General features: G+C 33.3%; 27 protein-coding genes and 1 tRNA gene. 20 read left to right on the forward strand and 8 right to left on the reverse strand.

The genetic code is table 11. The annotated features are described in order from the left end of the window. Positions 1 to 166: 166 nt before the first annotated feature. The 3 genes from M0M44_RS00660 to M0M44_RS00670 all read left to right on the forward strand — a co-directional run bounded on the left by M0M44_RS00660 (position 167) and on the right by M0M44_RS00670 (position 3,926). Entirely contained in the window at positions 167 to 727 is a 561-nt protein-coding gene (locus M0M44_RS00660) for a porin family protein (RefSeq protein WP_248728071.1), read from the forward strand. A gap of 127 nt (positions 728 to 854) precedes the next feature. Beyond that, positions 855 to 1,268 carry a type II 3-dehydroquinate dehydratase gene (aroQ, locus tag M0M44_RS00665; RefSeq protein WP_248728072.1) on the forward strand — a complete coding sequence of 138 codons (414 nt, stop codon included), beginning with the start codon at positions 855 to 857 and terminating at the stop codon, positions 1,266 to 1,268. Between the two features lie 168 nt (positions 1,269 to 1,436). Beyond that, positions 1,437 to 3,926, forward strand: coding sequence for a DUF5686 and carboxypeptidase regulatory-like domain-containing protein (locus M0M44_RS00670; RefSeq protein ID WP_248728073.1), 2,490 nt, complete (start codon positions 1,437 to 1,439; stop codon positions 3,924 to 3,926). A gap of 187 nt (positions 3,927 to 4,113) precedes the next feature. Here M0M44_RS00670 and M0M44_RS00675 read toward each other — a convergent pair whose 3' ends face one another. From M0M44_RS00675 to M0M44_RS00690, 4 genes are all read right to left on the reverse strand, one after another. Beyond that, positions 4,114 to 4,989 (reverse strand): cation diffusion facilitator family transporter, encoded by an 876-nt coding sequence (locus M0M44_RS00675; protein ID WP_248728074.1) that lies wholly within the window; start codon positions 4,987 to 4,989, stop codon positions 4,114 to 4,116. Positions 4,990 to 5,090: 101 nt separating this feature from the next. After that, positions 5,091 to 6,404, reverse strand: coding sequence for a UDP-N-acetylglucosamine 1-carboxyvinyltransferase (gene murA / locus M0M44_RS00680; RefSeq protein WP_248728075.1), 1,314 nt, complete (start codon positions 6,402 to 6,404; stop codon positions 5,091 to 5,093). Positions 6,405 to 6,505: 101 nt separating this feature from the next. Beyond that, positions 6,506 to 7,228, reverse strand: a complete 723-nt coding sequence (locus M0M44_RS00685) for a DUF4290 domain-containing protein (RefSeq protein WP_248728076.1) — start codon at positions 7,226 to 7,228, stop codon at positions 6,506 to 6,508. A gap of 4 nt (positions 7,229 to 7,232) precedes the next feature. Next, positions 7,233 to 7,529, reverse strand: a complete 297-nt coding sequence (locus M0M44_RS00690; protein ID WP_035649758.1) for a DUF493 family protein — start codon at positions 7,527 to 7,529, stop codon at positions 7,233 to 7,235. Between the two features lie 286 nt (positions 7,530 to 7,815). Here M0M44_RS00690 and M0M44_RS00695 point away from each other — a divergent pair, with 286 nt between their 5' ends. The 7 genes from M0M44_RS00695 (at position 7,816) to M0M44_RS00725 (ending at position 14,378) form a co-directional block, all read left to right on the forward strand. Continuing rightward, entirely contained in the window at positions 7,816 to 8,727 is a 912-nt protein-coding gene (locus M0M44_RS00695) for an alpha/beta hydrolase family protein (RefSeq protein ID WP_248728077.1), read from the forward strand. 52 nt (positions 8,728 to 8,779) lie between these two features. Beyond that, positions 8,780 to 9,481: a hypothetical protein gene (locus tag M0M44_RS00700; RefSeq protein WP_248728078.1), complete on the forward strand. Its 702-nt coding sequence runs from the start codon at positions 8,780 to 8,782 to the stop codon at positions 9,479 to 9,481. 313 nt (positions 9,482 to 9,794) lie between these two features. Then, complete coding sequence (locus tag M0M44_RS00705) at positions 9,795 to 10,328, forward strand: AAA family ATPase (protein WP_248728079.1); 534 nt, start codon at positions 9,795 to 9,797, stop codon at positions 10,326 to 10,328. A gap of 65 nt (positions 10,329 to 10,393) precedes the next feature. After that, positions 10,394 to 12,289, forward strand: coding sequence for a RecQ family ATP-dependent DNA helicase (locus M0M44_RS00710; protein WP_248728080.1), 1,896 nt, complete (start codon positions 10,394 to 10,396; stop codon positions 12,287 to 12,289). Then, positions 12,289 to 13,236 (forward strand): methionyl-tRNA formyltransferase, encoded by a 948-nt coding sequence (gene fmt / locus M0M44_RS00715; protein WP_248728081.1) that lies wholly within the window; start codon positions 12,289 to 12,291, stop codon positions 13,234 to 13,236. The genes M0M44_RS00710 and fmt overlap by 1 nt, the downstream gene beginning before the upstream one ends. Positions 13,237 to 13,416: 180 nt before the next feature. Continuing rightward, complete coding sequence (locus M0M44_RS00720) at positions 13,417 to 13,689, forward strand: HU family DNA-binding protein (protein WP_008464760.1); 273 nt, start codon at positions 13,417 to 13,419, stop codon at positions 13,687 to 13,689. A 128-nt stretch (positions 13,690 to 13,817) separates the two neighbouring features. Next, complete coding sequence (locus M0M44_RS00725) at positions 13,818 to 14,378, forward strand: YqgE/AlgH family protein (protein ID WP_008464759.1); 561 nt, start codon at positions 13,818 to 13,820, stop codon at positions 14,376 to 14,378. On the opposite strand, the gene M0M44_RS00730 is transcribed toward M0M44_RS00725, so the two are convergent. Together M0M44_RS00730 and M0M44_RS00735 are read right to left on the reverse strand one after the other, a co-directional pair. After that, positions 14,375 to 15,211: an aminotransferase class IV gene (locus M0M44_RS00730; protein WP_248728082.1), complete on the reverse strand. Its 837-nt coding sequence runs from the start codon at positions 15,209 to 15,211 to the stop codon at positions 14,375 to 14,377. The two genes, M0M44_RS00725 and M0M44_RS00730, sit on opposite strands and share 4 nt — an antisense overlap. A gap of 54 nt (positions 15,212 to 15,265) precedes the next feature. After that, positions 15,266 to 15,658, reverse strand: coding sequence for an START-like domain-containing protein (locus M0M44_RS00735; protein ID WP_095929482.1), 393 nt, complete (start codon positions 15,656 to 15,658; stop codon positions 15,266 to 15,268). Between the two features lie 150 nt (positions 15,659 to 15,808). Here M0M44_RS00735 and M0M44_RS00740 point away from each other — a divergent pair. From M0M44_RS00740 to M0M44_RS00770, 7 genes are all read left to right on the forward strand, one after another. Further along, positions 15,809 to 15,882, forward strand: a tRNA-Met gene (locus M0M44_RS00740). A 75-nt stretch (positions 15,883 to 15,957) separates the two neighbouring features. After that, a complete protein-coding gene (locus tag M0M44_RS00745; protein WP_248728083.1) occupies positions 15,958 to 16,368 on the forward strand; it encodes an ACT domain-containing protein in 411 nt (136 codons plus the stop codon). A gap of 70 nt (positions 16,369 to 16,438) precedes the next feature. Beyond that, positions 16,439 to 16,696 (forward strand): hypothetical protein, encoded by a 258-nt coding sequence (locus tag M0M44_RS00750; RefSeq protein ID WP_248728084.1) that lies wholly within the window; start codon positions 16,439 to 16,441, stop codon positions 16,694 to 16,696. Between the two features lie 67 nt (positions 16,697 to 16,763). Beyond that, entirely contained in the window at positions 16,764 to 17,363 is a 600-nt protein-coding gene (locus tag M0M44_RS00755) for a DUF6624 domain-containing protein (RefSeq protein WP_248728085.1), read from the forward strand. Between the two features lie 168 nt (positions 17,364 to 17,531). Then, a complete protein-coding gene (locus M0M44_RS00760) occupies positions 17,532 to 17,900 on the forward strand; it encodes a hypothetical protein (RefSeq protein ID WP_248728086.1) in 369 nt (122 codons plus the stop codon). A 20-nt stretch (positions 17,901 to 17,920) separates the two neighbouring features. After that, positions 17,921 to 19,339 (forward strand): aminotransferase-like domain-containing protein, encoded by a 1,419-nt coding sequence (locus M0M44_RS00765; protein ID WP_248728087.1) that lies wholly within the window; start codon positions 17,921 to 17,923, stop codon positions 19,337 to 19,339. 7 nt (positions 19,340 to 19,346) lie between these two features. After that, positions 19,347 to 19,829 (forward strand): GNAT family N-acetyltransferase, encoded by a 483-nt coding sequence (locus M0M44_RS00770; RefSeq protein WP_248728088.1) that lies wholly within the window; start codon positions 19,347 to 19,349, stop codon positions 19,827 to 19,829. Between the two features lie 61 nt (positions 19,830 to 19,890). On the opposite strand, the gene M0M44_RS00775 is transcribed toward M0M44_RS00770, so the two are convergent. Next, on the reverse strand, positions 19,891 to 22,011 hold the full coding sequence (locus tag M0M44_RS00775; RefSeq protein ID WP_248728089.1) for a cation:proton antiporter: 2,121 nt from the start codon (positions 22,009 to 22,011) through the stop codon (positions 19,891 to 19,893). Positions 22,012 to 22,014: 3 nt separating this feature from the next. Beyond that, the gene (locus M0M44_RS00780; protein WP_248728090.1) at positions 22,015 to 22,587 is read right to left on the reverse strand and encodes a hypothetical protein; all 573 of its coding nucleotides are present in this window, start codon (positions 22,585 to 22,587) and stop codon (positions 22,015 to 22,017) included. 290 nt (positions 22,588 to 22,877) lie between these two features. Here M0M44_RS00780 and M0M44_RS00785 point away from each other — a divergent pair, with 290 nt between their 5' ends. Genes M0M44_RS00785 through M0M44_RS00795 form a run of 3 tightly spaced genes read left to right on the forward strand, consistent with a single transcriptional unit; the run spans position 22,878 to position 24,509 of the window. After that, entirely contained in the window at positions 22,878 to 23,399 is a 522-nt protein-coding gene (locus M0M44_RS00785; RefSeq protein WP_248728091.1) for an RNA polymerase sigma factor, read from the forward strand. 46 nt (positions 23,400 to 23,445) lie between these two features. Continuing rightward, the gene (locus tag M0M44_RS00790; protein WP_248728092.1) at positions 23,446 to 23,661 is read left to right on the forward strand and encodes a hypothetical protein; all 216 of its coding nucleotides are present in this window, start codon (positions 23,446 to 23,448) and stop codon (positions 23,659 to 23,661) included. A 5-nt stretch (positions 23,662 to 23,666) separates the two neighbouring features. After that, on the forward strand, positions 23,667 to 24,509 hold the full coding sequence (locus tag M0M44_RS00795) for a FecR family protein (protein ID WP_248728093.1): 843 nt from the start codon (positions 23,667 to 23,669) through the stop codon (positions 24,507 to 24,509). Positions 24,510 to 24,571: the final 62 nt, after the last annotated feature.

Raw genomic sequence — 24,571 nt, forward strand, 5'->3', positions numbered from 1 at the left:
AAATCAAAACTTTAAAAGAGAAAACAAAGAATTTCATGCCTTAAAAAATAATTTGAGTGGGAATTTTAGTAATTATTTAATCCAAATTATAATGCAATAAAATGCTAAATATGTAGTTTTGAACTTTAAATAACATTTTAAAATACCAATTTTTAAAAACCTTTTTATGAAGAAAATACTTTTAGCAGCTGTTATGTTCATTGCAACATCAGCGGCAGTAAACGCACAATTTGTACAAATCGGGGTAAAAGCAGGAGCTAACTTTGCAAATCAAACTGGAGGTTCTGACTTTAATGGAATCTCTGTTGATAAAGAAGGAATTACAAGTTACCACGCAGGTCTTGTAGCAGAACTTAAATTATTAGAAAAATTCTCAATTCAGCCAGAGCTTTTGTATTCTACTCAAGGAGCTACTTATAAAAATGCTTTTTCAGAATTTAAAAACGAGATGGGATATATTGCTATTCCTGTAATGGCAAAAATCTATATGACTAAGTCTCTTAGTTTAGAACTTGGTCCACAGGCATCATTCCTTGTTAGCAATAAAAAAGAATTTGACGTTGCAGATCCAAAAACATTTGATTTTTCTCTAAATGCAGGTTTAGGATTAAAAGTTGTTGGAGGTCTTTTTGTTCAAGCTCGTTACGGTATAGGTCTGACTGAGATTTCAGAACAAGCTGATTTTAAAAACTCTGTATTCCAACTTTCTGCTGGATACATGTTCTAAAAATATATCACATACTTTTACAAAAACCGCTCTATTTATTAGTGCGGTTTTTTTTATTTTTACACTACTCAATGACAATTGCAAAAATCAATAGCAATGTCAATATCTCAAAACAAAACAAACACATATGAAAATCTGCATTATCAACGGACCAAACTTGAATCTTTTAGGAAAACGCGAACCAGAAGTTTACGGAAGCCAAACCTTTGAAGATTATTTTGAAACGTTGAAACAAAAATTTCCAAACATCGAACTTTCGTATTATCAAAGTAATATTGAAGGTGAATTAATTGGTAAAATTCAAGAATGTGGCTTTAGTTATGATGGAATAATTTTAAATGCAGGCGCATATACGCATACTTCTATTGGTTTGGGAGACGCAATGAAAGCCGTTACAACTCCTGTAATAGAAGTTCATATTTCTAACACTTATGCTAGAGAAAGCTTCAGACATCAATCCTATTTATCCGGAAATGCCAAAGGTGTAATTCTGGGATTTGGTTTAAAAAGCTACGAATTAGCGATTCAGTCGTTTTTGTAATTTTTTAAACAAATGTCATACTGAGCGAAGTTGAAGGCTAACGAAAATAAGATAAAGCTTCGACTTCGCTTAGCCTGACAAACAAGTCAGTAGTTTCTTATCGAATTTAACAAATTATTAGTAACCTCATTTTCAACTTCTTTTATTTTTGTGAGAGAAACCACTTTCATGAGAAACTATACTTTACTCGCTTTTTTATTATTTTCTATTTCTAATTTCGCCCAAATCATAGGAACTGTAACCGACGAAAAAGGAAATCCGCTTCCATTTGTTTCTATTTTTCAAGAAGGCACCTATCATGGCACCACTTCTAATGAACAAGGAAAATATCAGCTAAATGTAAAAGAAATTGCGGGAAGCACAATCATTTTTCAATATTTAGGCTATAAAACTCAAAAGAAAATTGTTCTCGCAGCAACGAAAACAGTCATTTTGGATGTTCAGCTTCAAGAAGAAAGCTTCGCATTAAATGAAGTTGTAATCGACCCTAAAAACAATCCCGCAAATGCAATTATAAAAAGCGCCATTGCCAATAAAAAAGAAAACTCAGATAAAACGGGAAGATATACTGCCGACTTTTATTCGAAAGGAATGCTTAAAGTAAAAGATCTTCCTAAAAAAATTCTAGGTAAAAAAGTAGAATTAGGTAGCGACATGGGAGCTAATTTAGATTCGACAGGAACAGGAATTTTATATTTATCCGAAACAATATCTAAAGTTAGTCTTGAAAAGCCAAACAAGTTTAAAGAAAATATTATAGCTTCTAAAGTTTCTGGAAATAACCGCGGCTACAGTTACAACACAGCAGCATTATCAAATTATGATTTTTATGATAATGCCTTAGATTTTGATGTTAAACTCATCTCTCCTATTGCAGACAATGCTTTTAATTACTACAAATACAAATTGGAAAGCACTTTTTACGATGATAACAATCAGCAGATTTATAAAATTAAAGTCATTCCGAAACGCGATAAAGAACCCGTTTTTGAAGGTTACATTTATATTGTAGAGGATAGTTTTGCGATTTATGCCATCGATTTAGATATCAAAGGCTATAGAATGAAAAATGAGTTCACTGAAATAATGAATTTAAAACAGAGTTTCAGTTATAACTCCAAAAATAAAATCTGGTCCAAAAACGCGCAGACACTTTCTTTTAACGCGGGTATTTTTGGCGTAAAATTTTCTGGAAATTTCAATTATGTTTATTCGAATTATGAATTTCCAACGTCGTTTGAAAAGAAAACCTTCGGAAATGAACTGGTGGCTTTTGATCTCAATGCGAACAAAAAAGATGATGCATTCTGGAATGAAATTCGTCCGATTCCGTTAACTCTGGAAGAAAGCAATGATTACACCAAAAAGGATAGTCTGCAAACCATTAGAAAATCAAAAAAATACACCGATTCTATTGATGCCAAAAACAATAAGTTTAAAGTTTGGGATATCTTAATGGGCTACGATTATAAAAACACTTTCAAGAAATATTCATTTGATTATAAAGGTTTGCTAAATATTTCTTCCTTAAGTTTTAATACCGTTCAGGGTTTTAATCTGGATTCTGGTTTCTCTTTTAAAAAATGGGATGAGGAAAAAGGGACAAACACTTCAATAAGCACAACTTTTAATTATGGCTTTTCGGATGAACGTTTTCGCGCAATTGGCGAATTCAGTCATCGATTCAACAACATCAACTATGCAACGATTTGGGGTTCTGGAGGAACAAAAACAGCGCAATTTAATAGTGCAGAACCTATTTCTAAATTGATCAACTCTATTAGTTCTTTGTTTTTTAAAGACAATTACATGAAGCTTTATAATTTAGAGTTTGCTGAAATCAATTATGGCCAAGATATTGCGAATGGAGTAAATCTTACTGGAAAAATCGGTTACGAACAGCGCAAACCACTTTTTAATACAACCGATTATTCTTTCTTTAAAAAAGATGATGTTTATTCGTCAAATAATCCTTTAGCGCCAGACGATTTTACTAACTCAGCTTTTGATCAGCATCATTTGTTTAAAGCTCTTGTAACTACGAGAATCAACTTTGGAAACAAATACATTTCAAGACCAGACGGCAGGTTTAATTTTAAAGATGATAAATATCCGACCGTTTATTTAGCATTCGAAAAAGCGTTCGCAGCAAGCGAAAAAAAGTACGAATACGAAAGAATAGGTGCCTCTCTTCAATATGATCTATCTCTTGGAAATAAAGGCCTTTTAGGAACCAATTTTAGAGCAGGCAAGTTCTTTAATGCAGAAAATATTTCGTTTATCGATTACAGACATTTTAACGGAAATCAAACTCATATAGGAACAAGCGAGCGTTATTTGAATGTTTTTAATATGATGCCCTATTATTCAAATAGCACAAACGATAGTTATTTTGAAATGCATACAGAATACAATGACACTGGTTTTATCATGAATAAAATTCCGTTATTGAATCTTTTAAAATCAACTATGAATGTTGGTTTCCATGCCCTTGCAATTCCTGACAGAAAACCATATTCTGAATTTACTGTTGGTTTAGATAATTTAGGTTTCGGAAAATTTAAATTATTCCGAGTAGATTATGTACATTCTTATCAAGGAGGGATTCAACAAAATGGTGTTGTGTTTGGGTTGAAGATTTTGAATGCGTTAGATTAAAAAAAGATGCTAAGGTTCTGAGATGCTAAGATTCTAAGTTTTTCTTTAGTCAAAGTTTTAAATGTTGACAAAGATTAATTTAAAAATCTTTGAGAAGGCTTCTCTGGAAGCCTCGGAATCACGCAGCCTAACAAAAAATAGTATTAGGCATAAAAAGAAAAACTTAGCATCTCAGAACCTTAGAATCTTAAGAATAATCATCTGGTTCAATATGAATCAAAACATTTCCTAATTGCGGAATCTGTTCTTTTAAAGTATCTTGCAATTTATGAGATAAATCGTGCCCTTCTTTTACTGAAATTTTCGCTGAAACTATGGCGTGAAGATCAACATGATAACGCATTCCTGCTTTACGAATAAAACATTTTTCGGTTCCAAGAATTCCTGAAACTGTCAAGGCAACAACACGAATTTCTTCTACTAAATCGTCATTTAAGTTTTCATCCATGATTTCGCCAAGCGCAGGTCTGAAAATTTTATAGCTGTTATATAAGATAAAAAAAGCGGCAAAAAGCGCAGCCCAATCATCAGCAGATTCATAACCTTTTCCCATAATCAACGCAATCGAAATTCCGATAAAAGCAGCAACAGAAGTAATCGCATCACTTCTATGATGCCAAGCATCGGCTGCTAAAGACGAACTATTGGTTTGCTTGCTTCTTTTCATTACCAAACGAAAGGAATATTCTTTCCAGATAATAATTGCGCCTAAAACATATAAAGTCCAAGATTTAGGCAAATCGTGCGAAGTTCCAATATTTGCAATACTTTCATAACCAATAATTGTTGCTGAAGTAATTAAAAACCCAACAACCAAAAACGTAATAAGAGGTTCTGCGCGACCATGACCATAAGGATGGTTTTCATCTGCCGGCTTATTCGAATATTTGATTCCAAATAGCACCAAGAATGACGCAAATATATCTGTTGTCGATTCAATCGCATCGGCAATCAAGGCATAAGAATTGCCAAAAAAACCTGCAAGACCTTTTACAAGGGCCAAGCAGGTGTTTCCAACTATACTAAAGATAGTAGCTTTTATAGCTTTTTGTTCGTTTGTCATTTAGACTATTTTTTTTCGCATCCCGATAGCTATCGGGATTACGAAATTTAAATCTTCAAAGATTATCAAAATAATTTGTGAATTGGCGGCAAACTCTTAATTTACGCTCTCACGATTTTTGCGCCGATTGCTCTCAAACGCTCGTCGATACGCTCGTATCCACGGTCAATTTGCTCGATATTCTGAATAGTACTTGTTCCTTTTGCAGAAAGCGCCGCAATCAATAATGAAATTCCTGCACGAATATCAGGAGATGACATTGTAGTTGCTTTCAATTGAGATTCGAAATTATGTCCCATAACCACAGCTCTGTGCGGATCACATAACATAATTTTTGCTCCCATATCGATTAATTTATCCACAAAGAACAAACGGCTTTCGAACATTTTTTGGTGAATTAAAACGTCTCCTTTTGCTTGCGTCGCTACAACTAAAACGATACTTAATAAATCAGGCGTAAATCCTGGCCATGGCGCATCAGCAATAGTTAAGATAGAACCGTCGATATCTGTTTTTACTTCATATCCATCTTTGTGAGCAGGAATATAAATATCGTCGTTACGTTTTTCGATTGTGATACCCAATTTTCTGAAAGTATTCGGAATTAACCCTAAATTTTCCCAGCTTACATTTTTGATTGTGATTTCGCTCTTTGTCATAGCCGCAAGACCAATCCAAGAACCAATTTCAATCATATCAGGAAGAATTGTATGCTCGCAACCTCCAAGGCTTTCAACACCTTCAATAGTCAACAAGTTAGACCCAACTCCAGTGATTTTTGCTCCCATAGAGTTCAGCATTTTACACAATTGCTGTAAGTAAGGCTCACAAGCAGCATTGTAAACTGTAGTTTTTCCTTTTGCTAAAACTGCAGCCATTACAATGTTTGCAGTTCCAGTTACAGAAGCTTCGTCTAAAAGCATATCTGTTCCTTTAAGACCTTCTTTAGGAGTTTCAACTCCGTAAAAATGATCTTCTCTGTTATATCTAAATTTTGCTCCAAGGTTAATAAAACCTTCAAAGTGTGTATCTAATCTACGGCGACCGATTTTATCTCCGCCTGGTTTTGGAATATATCCTTTTCCGAAACGAGCCAAAAGCGGACCAACAATCATAATAGAACCACGAAGCGCTCCTCCTTCTTTTTTGAAAGCTTCCGTTTCTAAATAACCAACGTTAACCTCGTCAGCTTGAAAAGTAATAGAACCTGGTTCGTTGCGTTGAATTTTTACCCCTAAATTACCCAACAAAGTGATTAATTTATTGATGTCTATAATGTCAGGAATGTTATTAATTTTTACTTTCTCTCCTGTTAGAAGCACGGCACATAAAATTTGTAATGCCTCATTCTTTGCTCCTTGCGGAGTGATTTCTCCTTTTAAAGGAGTTCCTCCTTCGATTTTAAAAATTCCCATAGATCTTTGTTAAGGTTCTTTCAAAGTTTCTAAGATTCTAAGATCCTGAGATTCTAAGTAAAACTTAGTATCTGAGAAACTCAGCGTCTTAGTAGCTTTTTTTATTTTTGATTATTGTTTTTTTGAAATGTCTTTTTTTGACCGCCTTTATTATTGTTTTTGTTATTCTGAGTTTTCGGCTGTATACCAGAAGCTGTTTTATTCGACATGCGTTTGTTGGTACGCATTAAGTCTGTTGTATTTAGCAGTTCTTCTGTACTATGCAATAAATTGATTTTGCCTCCCGATAATTCATATAAATGTTCAAAAATCACATCGTCTTTTACTGTGTCTTTATTCCAGCTCAAGAACGATTTTTTCATATGATTCGCAATTACCATCACCAAAGCATTTTTCATTTCGCCTTCTTCCCATTTATTAGCAACATCAATCATGTACTTAATGTTGTTTCCATAAAATCTATATTTTGGGAAATTCTGAGGATATTGTAAAATCTCAGGTTTCAGTTGCAAAACATCTCTTGACGGAATCGGATATGGTGATTCTACATTTAGTTTAAAATCAGACATAATAAAAAGCTGATCCCAAAGTTTATGCTGAAAATCTGGCACATCACGTAAATGCGGATTCAGACTTCCCATAACCTGAATGATATATTTTGCGGCTTTATTGCGCGTTTCATCATCTTCGATTGCAGTTGCCTGATCAATCAATTTTTGCAAATGACGACCGTACTCCGGAATAATTAAACGCTGTCTTTCAGAATTGTATTCTAAATTGAAAACAACGTCACTTGCGGCTTCTCTTTTATATTTTTCAATCATAAGTTTATAATGAAACTATACCTTCTATTGTAGAAACTTCTTTGTATTTACTGATTACATCATCTGAGCTGTGCATAGTAACATCTACAGAAACGCTGGTAAATTTACCAGTTTTTGATTTTGTTGTTTTAATCACCGCTCCCATTCTATCGAAAGCTTTTTCAACACGCTCTACATTATCTGCTACAGAAGGCACAATAAATTTGTACAAGTATTCTGCTGGCCAAGTGTTTGCGTTATCAAGCTCCAATTTCAATCTTTCGTAAAATTCGGCTGTATTTTTTTCTTTATCGTTCTCCATTCCTAATTAAAAATAAACGCAAATATACGGTTTTGAGTTTAGATTTTTGAGTTTAGATTTTAGATTTTTTTCGGGGTTAAAACTTTGTTTTAAAGGGACAAAGTTACAAAGGCGCAAAGGTGCAGAGAAAAAAGCAATCGAAGATTATTTCTTTGTAAAATTTACTCTTATATTTGAGAAAACAATCCGCCAAAATCTCTCGCAAAATCACAGAGCCGCAGAGAGATTTTTTAAGTTTTAAAAACTTCGCGCCTTAGCGACTTTTCGATATTAAAAAAATACTATAATGAAAAAACTCCTTTTACTTTTTATCGCTCTTACACTAAATTCAGTTCAATCGCAAGAAATCAAAACGCTCACTTATTTCCAAAACGACACTTTAAAACTAGATCTGGATTTATATCTGCCTAAGAAAAAAGCTGGCGAAAAAATTCCGTTGATTATGTTCGCTTTTGGTGGCGGATTTTCTGGCGGAGAGCGTACAAGCGAAAAAGATTTTGGTTTATTCATGGCGAAAAATGGCTATGCCGTCGCGAGTATTTCGTACAGCTTATACATGAAAGGAAAAGATTTTGGCTGCAAAGGAACTTTAACCGAAAAAATAAAAGCAATTCAAATTGGCGTGAGTGATATGTGGCAGGCTACAGCTTTCTTAGTTGAGAATGCTGACAAATATAATCTTGATGCTTCAAAAATCTTTATTTCTGGAATTAGTGCTGGGGCAGAAATTGGTTTTCATGCTTCGTTTTGGGATTATAAATTAATGAACTTATACAAAAACAATTTGCCTGAAAACTTTAAATACAAAGGTTTCATTGGAGGGTCTGGCGCAATTCAGGACATCAATTTGATTACAAAAGAAAAAGCAATTCCGATGTTATTGGCACACGGAAGCAATGATGACACCGTTCCGTACGCTGCAGGTTCACACCGATCTTGCCCAACAAACGCTTCGGGCTGGCTGATTCTTTTTGGTTCTTATGCGGTTTACAATCAAATGAAAGATTTGCATAAAGATATTGAACTGATTACTTTCTGCGGTGGCGGACATGAATTCTCTGGTTATCTTTTCCACGAAGGACAGCAATATGTTTTAGATTTTGTAAATGATGTTTCGAAAGGAAAAAAGTTTGAATCGCATTTGATTGTGCCTTCTAAAAAAGGAAAAGGTCCTGGGAAGTATTTGTTTTGTGAATAAAATAAAAAAAGAAGGATAATAACTACATTTGAAGCTATTTTATTTTACAAAAATGGAAGTAACAAAATCAGATATTCAAAAGCTAATAGAAGTTCAGAAAAACAATACCTTTTCAAATCATTTTATATGTTCCATCAAAAAAGATTACAAAATCTATGGAAGTATTGAAAAACATAAAATCAATATCTGGAAAAGAACAAGTTTAACTGGAAGCTCATATTCAGTATATTCTTTTGAATTTGATTCAGAAGACGTACTCACAAAAGTCAATGATAAATTAAATTCATTTGCTCAATTTTCACAACTATTATTTCCATTATTCTTTTTCTTTCCTTTGCTTTCGACTGCTTTTACAGATTTTCAAATTAAAAAATTCTTAGTCTGTATAAGTGTTTTTCTATTTTTGACTTTTGCATGTTATTTAGTTAGTCGCAGAATATATTTATTTAATAAAAAAGATCAATTGACAGACTTTTATCAATTAATAAATATTAAAGCAAATAATAAGCAATTAGCCAAAAAGCACAGAAGTCGAATCCTTGATTTAGAAACAGAAGAAAAATTGGAAAAAGAATGGAGTGGCAGTAAAATATTAACCCGAATATTTACATATCCATTTTGTTTAGCTTTAATATTATTTGGCATATTCGGTATGATTCCAGATGGCCATTTTTTTATTGCCATTCCCATGTTAGCAATTGTTGGAGTTTACTTATATTCTGATTTAAAAATGATATTCAAAGAAAGGAAATAACGAATATTATATTTGGCTAAAACCGGAATTTTAATTTTCAAAACTGCTCCAGCGGAGCAAAACATGTATAGCAAATTCAATTTTCACATCAGTCAAAAGCTCCAGCGGAGCGACATATAAATTACTCAAAAACATGTCGCTCCGCTGGAGCTTTATATTTATCGTCTATATTTTTTCTATAAATATATCATCCCTATCAGGACTTTAAAAATAAGAACTTTTGTTTATCAAAATATCAAATCTTTTGTTTCTGATAAATATTCTTTTTAATTACGAATAAGTTTAGGTAAATTTGCGCTTTATTTTTAGAATAGTGCAAAAAGAAATTATAGTCTTGCTTGGCGGACCTGGTACTGGAAAATCAACACTTATTAACGAATTGGTAGCTCGTGGCTTTTGCTGCTATCCAGAAATCTCTAGACAGGTTACCATGAAAGCACAGCAGGAAGGCATTGAGCAGCTGTTTTTGGAACAGCCACTTTTGTTTAGCCAAATGCTGCTTGAAGGTCGTATTGAACAATACAAAAATGCTCTTGAAGAACCAGATAATGTGGTTTTTATTGACCGAGGAATTCCAGATGTTGTAGCTTATATGGATTATATTGGCGACGAATATCCAGAAAGTTTCGTTAAAGCATGTGAAGATTATAAATATTCTAAAACTTTTATTTTACCGCCTTGGGAAGAAATTTACCAAAGTGATTCTGAACGTTATGAAAATTTTGATCAGGCAGTAAAAATCCAAGAGCACCTTGTTGAAACTTACAAAAAATATGGTTACGAACTGATTGAAGTTCCTAAAGATACAGTTGAAAACAGAATTCTTTATATCTTAGACAAAATTTAGCGGTATGGTTTAAAGTTGCAAAACTAGAAACTGTTTTCTAAATTTTTAACTTTAAAACTAAAGCAATGCTCGGAGCACAGGATATTCTTCTAAAATACTGGAAACACGACAGTTTTAGACCGTTGCAAAAAGAAATTATCGATTCGGTTCTTGAAGGACAGGATACTTTTGCCGTACTTCCGACGGGTGGCGGAAAATCAATTTGTTTTCAGGTTCCGGCCATGATGCAAGAAGGAATCTGCCTCGTTATTTCACCCCTGATTGCCTTAATGAAAGATCAGGTGATGAATCTGCAGAAAAGAGACATCAAAGCGATTGCGCTTACAGGCGGAATTCATACCGAAGAATTGATTGATCTTTTGGACAATTGCCAGTACGGAAATTATAAATTCCTCTACTTATCACCCGAGCGTTTGCAATCGGATTGGATTCTGGAACGCATTAAAAACCTGCCTATAAATTTAATTGCTATTGACGAAGCGCATTGTGTTTCACAATGGGGTCATGATTTTAGGCCTGCTTATCTTAAAATTTCGGAATTGAAAAAATTCTTTCCTAAAATTCCGTTTTTAGCTTTGACTGCAACAGCAACTCCGAGAGTTATTGAAGATATTAGAACGCAATTAGAATTAAAAAATCCAAGACATTTTCAGCAGTCATTTGAGCGAAAAAATATCGCTTATATGGTTTTTGAAGTTGAAGACAAATTATACCGTACCGAACAGATTCTTAAAAAAAATCCGCAACCTTCTATTATATATGTACGAAATCGCAAAGCGTGTTTAAACATGTCTTCGCAATTGCAATCGTTAGGTTTTACATCAACTTACTATCACGGTGGACTTTCGTCTAAAGAAAAAGATAAAAACATGCAGCTGTGGATGTCTGAGCAGGCTCAAGTTATTGTGGCCACGAATGCCTTTGGAATGGGTATTGACAAAGACAATGTTAAAACGGTTATTCACACCCAGCTTCCTGAAAACTTAGAAAATTATTATCAGGAATCAGGACGAGCGGGACGAAATGGAGCGAAAGCTTTTTCGGTTCTTTTGTATAATAATTCAGATTCTATTCAGACGGAGCAACAATTTTTAAACATTTTGCCAGACAAAAAGTTTCTGAAAATGATGTACAACAAACTTTGCAACTACTTTCAGATTGCTTACGGAGAAGGTTTAGACGAAACTTTTTCTTTCAAATTAAATCATTTTTGCAATAAATATGATTTTCCTACCCTCAAAACATACAATGCTTTACAGTTTTTGAATCAGCAGGGCATTATTACCATGTCTCAAGAATTCTCTGAAAAAATTAGCATTCAGTTTTTGATTGAATCTAAAGAAGTGATTAGATACATGAGCTTAAACCCAAATGACGAAGAAATCATTTTGGCAATTTTAAGAACTTACCCTGGAGTTTATGAAGTAAAATCTAATTTGAATCTGGGATTAATTGCTAAAAAATCAAACAGATCGGAAGAACAGGTTGTCGCTGTATTAGAAAAACTAAAAGAAAAAGAAATTATAGAATACAAATCTAAAAATAACGATGCTACAATTTTATTTAATGAAGTCCGTGAAGATGACCTTACTATAAATAGAGTTTCGAAATATTTAGAAAAACAGAACGAAGTTAAAAAAGAACAACTTTTATCGGTTCTTCATTATATCAAAGACACTAAAACCTGCAAAAACAGGTTGGTTTTGGACTATTTTGGAGAAGAAACAAACGAAAATTGCGGCATTTGTTCGTATTGCATTACTCAGAAAGGAAAAATTACTGAAGCCGATTCGATTGCAGACAAAATTCTTTCATTACTCAAAACAGCCTCGTTGACTTCGAGAGAAATCGAGAACCAGATAAAAATGGACACAAAAGACATTTTATCGGTCCTTCAGGAATTACTCGAAAACAATCATATCATTATACAAGCGAATAATAAATACACTTTAAAATCATAATGGAGAAATTGAGAATTATATTTATGGGAACACCAGAATTTGCTGTTGGCATTCTGGACACCATTATTAAAAATAACTATGAAGTTGTCGGCGTGATTACTGCAGCAGATAAACCAGCGGGACGTGGACAAAAAATAAAATATTCGGCTGTAAAAGAATATGCACTTGCCAACAATCTTACTTTATTACAACCAACCAATTTAAAAGATGAGAGTTTCTTAGCAGAATTAAAAGCTTTAAATGCCAATTTACAAATCGTAGTTGCTTTTAGAATGCTTCCAAAAGTAGTTTGGGAAATGCCTAGTTTAGGAACTTTTAACCTTCATGCCTCTTTATTGCCAAATTACCGCGGGGCCGCTCCTATTAACTGGGCTATTATTAATGGCGAAACTAAAACTGGCGTTACTACTTTCTTTATTGATGATAAAATTGATACAGGCGCCATGATTTTAAATTCTGAAATCAATATTGAGCCAGAAGAAACCGCAGGACAATTGCATGATCGTTTAATGCATTTAGGAAGCACAACTGTAATTGATACTTTAAAAGTTATTGAAAACGGAAACGTTACCACTACTATTCAAGAAGATAATGCAGAAATTAAAACTGCTTATAAATTAAATAAGGAAAACTGTAAAATTGACTGGACAAAATCTGGCGCAGAAATTAATAATTTGATTCGAGGATTAAGTCCTTATCCTGCATCTTGGTGTTATTTGAAAGATCAAAATGAAGAATTAAACATCAAAATTTATGAAGCCAAACTAGTCTCAGAATCACATTCTTATGAGATTGGAAAGCTAATTAGCACTAAAAAAGAAATCAAGATTGCAATAAAAGAGGGCTTTATTCAGTTATTAAGTCTACAATTTCCAGGAAAAAAGAGAATGCTTGCTTCAGAATTATTAAATGGAGTGAGTTTTTCAGATGCTGCAAAAGTGTATTAAGGTCAGTAAAACAGGGGTTTGTACCTGTTTTTCATCGATGAACAACACTCTTTATGAACAAAAAAAGCAAGTTATTAACAATTTTTGCTAAAAATAAAGAAAACACTTGCACGCAACGGATTTCCTACTAAATTTGTGTATTAACAATTTTTTTTAACCAACAATTAATAACTAATTATTATGAACAAATCAGAATTAATCGATGCTATCGCTGCTGATGCAGGAATCACAAAAGCTGCGGCGAAATTAGCTTTAGAGTCTTTTTTAGGTAATGTAGGAACTACTTTGAAAAAAGGTGGAAGAGTTTCATTAGTAGGTTTCGGATCATGGTCAGTATCTTCAAGAGCTGCTAGAGACGGTAGAAACCCTCAAACAGGAAAAACTATCAAAATCGCAGCTAAAAACGTTGTAAAATTTAAAGCTGGTGCTGAATTAGAAGGTGCAGTGAACTAAGTAAGAAAGTTCTCTAAACTTATAATATAATTAAAACCTTCCTTCTGGAAGGTTTTTTTATGCGGTTTAACGATTTTTTTTGTGATTTTAATTTTTTTATGATTAAATTTAATAAAAATTGTAACCGTATGATTTCAGAAAAATTAAAAAAAGGACACCTGCTTATTGCCGAGCCTTCAATAATTGGAGATTTATCTTTTAATAGATCGGTAATTTTATTAGCAGACCATAACAAAGAAGGATCAATTGGTTTTATAATTAATAAGCCATTAAAATACACTATTAATGACTTAATACCTGAGATTGATGCTAACTTTAAGATATATAACGGCGGCCCTGTAGAACAAGACAACCTTTATTTCATTCACAATATTCCTGAGTTAATCCCAAATAGTGTTGAGATTTCAAACGGGATTTATTGGGGTGGCGATTTTGAGTCAACCAAAGACTTAATAAACAACGGATCTATTAGTAAAAATAATATTCGTTTTTTCTTAGGCTACACTGGTTGGGAAGAAAATCAGCTTGAGAATGAAATGCAGGGAAACTCTTGGATTATTGCTGATAATAATTACAAAAATAAAATTATCGGAAAATCTACTACCCATTTTTGGAAAGAGCAGATTATTGAGCTTGGCGGCGATTATCTTATTTGGTCTAACGCACCAGAAAATCCATATCTGAATTAATTTTCAGAGATGGATTCATTTAGTCGCTGCACTAATAAATGAGCCAGATTTGCTGTAAACTCTTTTTTTCGATATTTGGTTATCGGCTGTATTCCCATGATTACATTAGTTAGAAATAATTCGTCTGCTTTTTGAAGATCAAACGGCGAAATTATTTCTTCTGATACTTCTATACCTTCTATTTTTTTAGCTAAAGCTAAAATCTGTTTACGCATAATTCCGTTTAAAGCACCTTCTGAAACTGGAGGCGTAATAAGTTTGTTACCCATTACCATAAAAATATTTCCCTGAAGTGCTTCTACAACATTTTTACTATCATTCAGCAATATACAATTAGCCAAGTCATTTTCACTCGCATAAATACTTCCCGTAATATTAATTATCTTATTTGTCGTTTTAAGAGACGATAATAATTGTTTTGTCACATAGAAGTCTTTATACAAATCAACTTCATAATCATTTGTATTTATACTGTAAGCTTTATTTCCAAGAGAAATCGCGTTGATTAAGAATGAAATATCATTGCTTTTTGGAAGATATAAACCGCCATCGTTTCTAAAAACGGTAATTCTTGCTCGAGCTGAAGCCTCAATTCCTTGTTCCTTTACCAAATTAAGAATCTGCTCTTCAAAATACTCCATTGTAAAATCCATCGGAATCATCATTCTAACCACACGCATTGAAGCCATTAATCTAAAATAATGATCTTCAAGGAACAAGATTTTCCCGTTGACAATTTTTACTGTTTCAAATATTCCGTCACCATATAAAAAAGCGCGATTTAGAGTTAACATATTGTCTTCCTGCGCTATATTTCCGTTAAAATTAATCATAAAAAAACCCTGAATTTTGTTCAGGGCAAATATAAGGTATATAATAGACTTTTACTAAACAGATCCTATAAGATGTTTTAGATCTGAGATCTGATTCTCCCACAATTGTTTAGCCTCGCCTAATTCATCTTTATCGGCAAAATCGACTACCATAAGCGATACGTCTTTAGTCAATTCATCGACCAAAATATGAAGTTCAAAAAAGTACTCAGTATCTTTACTGCTATCATCGACCCATTTGAATTTTACTTTTTCTCCAGATTTTTTTGAAGCCAGACGCGCTTTTTCCTGTGAATCATTCCACATAAACGTAAAAAATTCACCTCTTGAATTAACATTGTCAGCAAACCATTCTTGTAGACCTGACGGAGTTGATATATATTGATACAATAATTGCGGCGAAGAATTGATCGGAAACTCTATTTCGTAACGTATTTTTGAATCCATGTGCTACTTTAATTTTTTTCGAAATATAAGAATATATGTCCAAAAACAATGCATTTTTAAAAATATTTTTTTTTCTTCATTTTATGCTTGTATGCTTTAATAATATTTATATCTTTGCACCCGCAATCAGGAATTCATGATAGCAGTCCAGGCGAGGTAGCTCAGTTGGTTAGAGCGCAGGATTCATAACCCTGAGGTCACGGGTTCAACTCCCGTCCTCGCTACTAAAAGGTAAAACCCTTAGACAGAAATGTTTAAGGGTTTTTTATTATCTTTAAATAAAAAATACTCCTAATTTTATGGAAGGCGAAATAAATTTGAATACTATTTTAGAGAATCTTAATCCTATTCTTAATGAAGGAAAATATGTTTTTACAAAAGTAGATTCTCTAGAACAGGTTCCTTTTTCAAAAATTTTATTTTTATTTAAAGAAAAAGAGGGGATCACTATAGTATTAGAAAAACATTTTGCAGAAGAGCTTAATCTTCATTTCTCTTATATTGCTTCTTGGATTACTTTAGAAGTTCATTCTTCTTTAGCCGCTGTAGGTTTGACCGCCGCGTTTTCTCAGGCATTAGGAAATGCCAATATCAGCTGCAATGTTGTCGCGGCATACTTACACGACCATATCTTTGTTGACGAAAATGACGCTTTGAAAGCAATGGATGTACTCCTAAAATTAAAACAAGAAAATAAAAATTCTTTGTAATAAAAAATCAAAAAATAACCACAAAAACTGCCATTAAAATAGTTATTTTGCAGAGGTAATTTTATAACATATGGACATAGTAAAATTTAAGATCACATCTAAAACTATAAAAGTAGAAGTACGTAATTCTAATAATTATGTTTTTAATTTCAATACTGCTTTAGATATTGCCAAAGAAGACAAAGATGTTTTATTAAAACTTTACAATGCACTTGATCTTCTTTTTAAGAAAGAACAAATTAGCGAGAACAAAAACTACATTTCGCCAAATCAAACCAATATATTAGATCAGATCTCTGCTGCAGATTTGGAAAAGGAGGATAATTAATTTTATCTGGAGACCCTCTTTTGTAAATTAAAAACCATTTCCAGTTAATTCTTTTAACCAATCTCAAATGGATAACAAAATCATTTCTGAAAGAATAATTGAGTTGAAAAATGCTGATCTCAAATTGAGAAACAAGCTTATTGAAAACAAAAAACTTTTTGAAGGATATGATGAAGAAATGGAAAAGCTGCATAAACAACATGCAATAATCTTAGATGAAATCATAAATACAATCGGTTATCCTACGATTGATAAAGTTGGGAAAGAAGCCAGCGAAGCTGCTTGGCTAATCATACAGCATTCTATTGGATCTCCAGATTTTATGAAAAGATGTGCAGAGCAATTGCAAAATGCAGTCAAAGAAAATCAAGCAGACCCTATTCATCTTGCCTATTTAACAGACAGAATAGCCGTCTTTGAAGGAAATCCACAACTTTACGGAACCCAATTTGATTGGGATGAAAGAGGAAATTTAAGTCCAAATTTATTCGATGACTTACAAATGGTAAATCAAAGAAGACAATCTATTGGACTCAACTCTCTGGAAGAACAAACCGAAATTATTCGAAACCGAATAATACAAGAAAATCAAGTACCTCCTGAAGATTTCGAAAAACGAAAACAAGAAGCACTTGAATGGAGAAGAAAAACGGGATGGATAAAATAACTTCAAATCCAACTGTAATTCCCAATTAATTTCTCCTACGGTAAAAAGTCTGCAGATAGTTTTTACCGACTCGAATAAAAACATTACTTTTAATCTGTATCCCTAAAAAAAGTATTTTCTGTATCTGTACCCAAATCTACAATAGCAATAATTTTGCTAAAAAAAGATATGGAATCTAAAGCAACAACACAGGAAAAAAGAACTTTTAGAGAGGTATATATATTTGATATGGAGATTTTACAAAACATCTTCAATAAAAATAGCAATGTGAAAGCTGAAGATAAAATGCTTTTTGGAATACCTTTTCTACTTTTCGAAAAAGACAATAAGATTAATTCGTTTGCTAGTTTAATACTGGATGAAAAGAACGAAATTATATTTCAAATATATGACGACGGAAGTTTGACTAATGAAGACAGAACAATATTTAATGAATACATTCAGAATTTTCTAGAGAAAAAGAGAAATGCAAATTTCAATAACCCCGAACAATTAAGGCAAAGCACAGAACATTTTGTTCACTGCCTGAGTTTTTAAGCGCTTAACGGAAAAGAAAAATGAAAAATCACGAAACATTATATTTTAAAATTGCTAAAATCATTGAAGATCAAATTCACAATGAGACTCTTTCGCTTGGCGACAAACTGCCTTCTGTTAGAAGTGCACAAAAGCTGTATAATGTTAGCTTAAATACCATTAAACAGGCGTATTTGGAATTAGAGAGCCGTTCGCTAATAGAATCTCGCCCAAAAACAGGATATTATGTGAGTAAAAGTTCACAGCGCACGACGGCACTTCCTACAATCGCAAGTATAGATAATCATGAAAAGGAAAATACACCCGAAGATTTAATTGATAAAGTTTTCAGCACAATAAACAAATCGGATGTAACACAATTTGCACTCGGATTACCCGGGAAGAATTTTCTTCCAGTTGCCAAACTCAACAAAGGAATCATTAATGCTGTCCGCAATAGAGGCGATGCAGGCACTGCCTACGAACCGGTTCAAGGATCTGAAGAACTTCGACGCGCCATTGCCAAATGGGCACTTGTCATGGAAGGAAAAATTACGGAAGATGATCTTGTAATTACTTCTGGCGCTATGCATGCCATGTACAATGCACTTATGGCCGTGACATCTCCTGGAGACAGCGTTGCGGTAGAAAGTCCTGCCTATTTTGGAATACTCCAAGCCATTAAGGCATTAGGTCTAAAAGCGGTCGAAATTCCAACCCATCCTTTGTATGGATTAGATCTGGATGCTTTAAAAAAAGTACTGCCTGAAATAAAGGCCTGCTGTCTTGTTACCAATTTCAATAATCCAATGGGTTTTCAAATGCCTGATGAGAACAAACAAGAGTTGGTAAGACTAATTACACAATATAACATTCCGTTAATTGAAGATGATATTTACGGCAACCTGTACTTTGGTTCAGAGCGCCCTAAGCCTTGTAAATTTTATGACGAAGCTGGTTTGGTTTTGTGGATTGGATCTGTTTCTAAAACTCTTGCGCCTGGTTATCGTGTTGGCTGGATTGCTCCTGGAAAATTTAAAGATAAAATTATACGTCAAAAGCTGGTTCAAACGGTTTGTAATTCCTCTTTATACTCAGATGTTATTGCAGATTTCTTAGAACACGGACGTTACGATCATCATCTTAGAACATTTAGAAATAAGCTTTATGCTAATTATCTCCAGATTAATCGAGCTGTAGAATCTTATTTTCCGGACAACACTAAAATAGCACAACCAAAAGGCGGTTTTATGTTATGGCTAGAATTAGATGAAAGAATTTCTACAACAGAATTATACAACACTGCCATAGCTCACAAAATCTCCTTTGCACCAGGAAGGATTTTTTCGCAGTACAATCAATACAACAACTGCATGAGATTAACGTATGTTTTAGAATGGAATGAACGCGTAGATTCTGATTTGGAAAAATTGGGCAGAATAATAAAAAACAGTATTTAATAGCATTATGAAGAATAAAGATCAAGTAGAAATAGCAACTTACAACCCAAAATATCAAAAAAGCTTCAAGGATTTAAATATAGAATGGATTTCAAATTATTTTGTAGTTGAACCTAATGACGTAAAAGCGCTCGATCATGCCGAAGAATATATTATAAATAAAGGCGGTGAAATATTTTCTGCCATTTTAAATGATGAAGTTTTGGGCGTTTGCGCTTTAATCAAAAGTGACGGAAAAAATTATGATTACGAATTAGCCAAAATGGCTGTAAGTCCGAAAGCTCAAGGAAAAGGTGTTGGGTTATTATTGGCTGAATCAGCCATAAAATGGGCATCAGATAAAGGAGCTTCTAAAATTTATCTGGAAAGCAATACCAAACTGAAACCTGCTATTAAACTTTATGAAAAACTAGGTTTTAAAGAAATAACAGGACTTTCTTCAGCTTATAATAGAGTCGATATTCAAATGCTGCTTAAGCTGAATTCTTAAACATCCAAAAAAAATAAAACCCCTTAAACAGCGATATGTTTAAGGGGTTTTGTTTTTATCATTATTTAAAAATATTTCGAATGACTTTACCAATTTCCACAAAATCATCGTGACTGCTTACGGCTCTTTTCTCCGTAGTATTTATTTCTGTTTTGCTAAAAGGATAAATAAGTATATAATTCTTACTGCTTACTCTGCTATTAAGTAAATCTGGCACATCCCTCATGTGCGGAACATACGAATGCATTCCTTTATCGGCCATCATAATTATCAATCCAACATCTTCTCCTAAATTGAAAGCAATTTCTTGAGCTTCTTGCCAAGAACCAATTGTTTCAAATGTAGCTTCTATTGATGCTTTTTTTACAATTCTTTTTAAAATGAGCATGGTTTTGTCTTTTCCGTAGAAACTCATTTTCGCGCCAGAATTGCGTCCGATATTCCAGATCCTCAACATCGAATGAAAAAAACCAGCATCCATTTCTGCATTTTCAGGTATCAGCACAGCATATTTTTTAATTGTCGATACAGGCTGAACTGCATGATAAACCATGAGATTTATATTTTTATTTCGAAGGTATCCGTTATACAAATTGTATACAAATGAAGCCGAAAAACCTTTTCCGCCTTGTAACCCTACAATAAGATCGGTAATTTCTTTTTCCTTAATAACATTACTTATTCCGCTGGCGGTATCATTATCATGGCGCGTAATCGGGTTCAGTTTAACATCGGCCGCCGAAGCTGCTTTAACTGCCGATTCTAGAATTTTTTCTGCATTTTTTACCGACGATTCATTTTCTTCTTCATTAATAACATTTACAGCAAAAATACGATCTGTATTGGTCGATGTTTTCACCATAAGTCCCAGATTTACCATTTTTTCTACGGTATCTTCATGATTAAGCGCCAAAAGTATATTTTCTTTTTCTTCACTATTTCCCGATACCTTATTGTCTTTATCTGCATCTGCTATGCGCTGGGCAGTTGCCATAGAAACGAAAGAAGAAACAGTACAGGAAATCAAAATCAAAAGTATGCTGCCATTTAAAACATGATCATTTAAAAGTCTTATCGGTTCGCCGGCATCATTTTCTCCAATAATAATATTGTAACCAACCATCACTGACGCTAAAGTCGCAGCGGCAGAAGCAGAACTCATTCCAAAAATCAGTTTGCCTTCATCATTGGTCAATTTAAATGTTTTTTGAGTTAAGATCGCTGCAAAATATTTTCCACCAATTGAAGCAATCAGCATAATTGCGGCCACCCACAAGGTTTCCCAACTTTGTATAAAAGCACTAAAATCAATAAGCATTCCCACACTTATCAAGAAGAAAGGAATAAAAATGGCATTCCCTACAAATTCTACCCTATTCATTAAAGATGAGGTATGCGGAATCAGTCTGTTTAAAGCCAGTCCGGCAAAAAATGCTCCGATTATAGATTCAATTCCAGCAAGTTCTGCCAAAAGTGCCGCAAGGTAGATCATTACAATAACAAAAAGATACTGCGAAATTTTATCTTCTACATTCTTAAAAAACCAACGGGCAATTATTGGAAACACGAGCAAAACAATCGAAGTAAACAGAACCATAGAAATGGAAAGCTTGAGCCAAAACGCTGTTCCAACTTCTCCTTGCGACATTCCGACTACAACAGCCAAAACGAGAAGAGAAAGAACATCTGTTATCATGGTTCCGCCTACGGTTACATTGACCGCAAGATTTTTAGCAATTCCTAAACTGCTGATCATTGGATATACAATTAAAGTATGCGATGAAAACAAACTAGCAAAAAGCACCGAAGTCAGTAACGAAAAACCTAAAATATAATAACCGCCAACAAGTCCTAAAATAAAAGGGACAGCAAAAGTGTAAAGAGAAAAGGTGATGCTTTTCCATTTATTTTTTTTGAAATCGGCCATATCAATTTCCAATCCAGCCAAAAACATAATATACAACAATCCTGTTGTACCAGTTACCACAACGCTACTGTCTCTTGAAAGCAACCCAAAACCGTTAGGACCAACGACAGCTCCAGCAATGATAAGCCCAAGCAAATGCGGTACTTTAATCTTATTCAATAAAAGAGGAATACACAATATGATAATAATTTCGATAAGAAATTTTAAAAGCGGATCTTCTATTGGGAGAGTTATATGATGTATACTCAAAAACATAAATTATTTTTTAGATGGCGTAAGTTCAACCGAGAATTTTACGGTACAGTTGTCTTGTCCAATTATTGTCTGTGTCCCTTTAATGACATTCTTTTTGATATCGTCTAATACGACATTAATTTTTATATTGCTTTTAGCAGAACTCTCTTTGGCCGAATCGAGCACTATTTTATTGACTAAATACTGTCCTCTAAAAACTCTCTTAATCTGATTATTGCTTAATACATAGGCATACATCCCTGTAGAATCTGATGCAAACTGCCAGACTTCTGTACGCTGATCTCCAATAACATAATTGGTGCAATTGGATTCTCTACAAATCATTTTGCTGTTCCATTTAATCTTTAGGCTATCTGGCCAAGTCTGAATTTTGGGCACCGTATCTTTTATCTGGACAGCCAATTGAAGACTGTCTTTCATCTTCAACAATAATTCATATTCAGCTTCTTTGTCGGCAAATTTCTGTTCGCGTTCCAGAAGCTCGTTTTCTCTTTCTGTAAGTTCACGTTCTTTTTTATTATCACAGGAAATCAAAAAAGGAATAATAATTAAAACTAAAAGTCTTTGCAAAGTCATAGCAGTTGATTTTTTGTAACCAACAATTTAAGAATAAAAAATCGGTTTATCACAGTAATTGCCGAAAAACCCTCATACTTACATTGCTTATCCTTTGCTAATTTGTTTTTATAAATAAAAAAAAAAGCGCGCAAATTGTAACATTTATTATGCAAAAGCGTCAAATGTTAAATTAAATTACGGTTCTTTGTAACTTATTACATTCTCACTTGGGATTACTCAATTTCTGAATACAATAATATTGATTCCAATGAGTTTAGAACTAGGAAGCTAGTCACGATATTTTCGTTATGGACAATAAAAAAGTTATTTTAAGTTTAAAAAAAGGTAATGAAGCAGCTTTCAAAGAAGTTTACTTCAACTATTACGATAAACTTATAAATATTGCCAAACGCTTCCACTCTTCTGTATTTACTCCTGAAGACTTTGTTCAGGAAACTTTCATAAGATTATACAATAAAAGAGAACTGCTTAACGAAGAGGTGCTGTTCGACAAACAGATCTTTACTATCTGCAAGAACATTATTATCAATCATGTTAACAGAGAAAACAAAATAATACAGCTTGATCCTTCTCAAGTTGAAATGCTAGATGAAGAAACTGACACTGGAATTTTTGAAGAAAGACAAGAAAAACTACAAAATTTCATTAATCAGCTTCCAGAACAGCAACAAAAAATATTCACTTTACACAAACTGGAAAACCTTAGCTATAAGGAGATTGCAGAAATAACGGATCTTTCTGAAAAGACCATTGCCAATCATATTTATCTCGCCAGTAAATTTATTCGAAAAAAAATCGAAAACCATTAGGAACTTTTTAGTTCTCGTTTGTTATACTAAAAAACAAGAACTAAAAATGCATATTGAAGCGTATAAAACTAATGTAAAAACAAAGAAAGATGCAAGCTTACTTGTAGCTCACTTACAGTTTATCATTTCTGATTGTATCATAAATTTCGATCGCCAAGGACAAGAAAACATCCTTAAAATCGAAACTAATCGAGATATTAAAGAAATGGTTTACGGTGTTTTTAACAAACAAGGATTTCATTGTCAAATCATTTACACCTAAAAAAGATGGATCAGGAGAAATTTGACGAGGAATTTAAAAAGTTATGGGAAGAGTCTCCTCTTTCTCATTCAGACAGCGAAAAAGAAGCTTCGTGGGAACAATTCCGTGCTAAAACATTTTCTGAGAAGAAAAGAAAATCTAAACCTTGGCATCTTTATGCGGCGGCTTCGGTTTTACTTTTTACGCTTATTGGAACTGGAATTTATTTTAACCAAGAAACTGCAGCCGAAAATATCGTTCTTGCTGAAAATGTAATTGAAAATACTACCTCAGCCATAAAGCATGTTGTTTTACCAGACAGCTCAAAAGTAGAATTAGGTCCGAATTCTAAAATTATTTACGGAAACAATTTTGCTCTAAACAGAAAAATAGAAATTGATGGTGAGGCTTATTTTAAAGTTAAAAAAGACAAACAGCATCCTTTTCAGGTTTTCTGCGATGAAACGACAACTACAGTTTTAGGAACTTCTTTTACGGTTAAAGAATCTGAAAATGAAGAAGTGACAGTTGAACTTTTTGAAGGAAGCGTTCAAATGAATATAAAAGGCCAAAACCAGAAATGGATTTTGAAACCTGGTGATAAATTTACGTACGGAAACCAAACGGCTTCAGTAACAGAATTTAGCAGATTTATAGATTTTGATAACGAAAAACTGTCGGTTATCAGTCAATACATTGAAGAAAACTACAGTTATAAAGTCAATATTCCGAAAGAAAATCTGAATCAGAAAATTACAATTCGAATCAATAAAAAAGAGGATTTAAAAACAATTTTACAACTAATATCAGAAATGTATAACCTAAATTTTGAAATAAATGAAGATTTAAAACAGATCACTTTTCAATAAAAACAAGAAAGGATGTAAGCCGCGAAACTCCACATCCTCCTAATATTCAGGATAACACGAGG

The organism is Flavobacterium humidisoli (genome assembly GCF_023272795.1).
GTDB classification, from domain to species: domain Bacteria; phylum Bacteroidota; class Bacteroidia; order Flavobacteriales; family Flavobacteriaceae; genus Flavobacterium; species Flavobacterium humidisoli.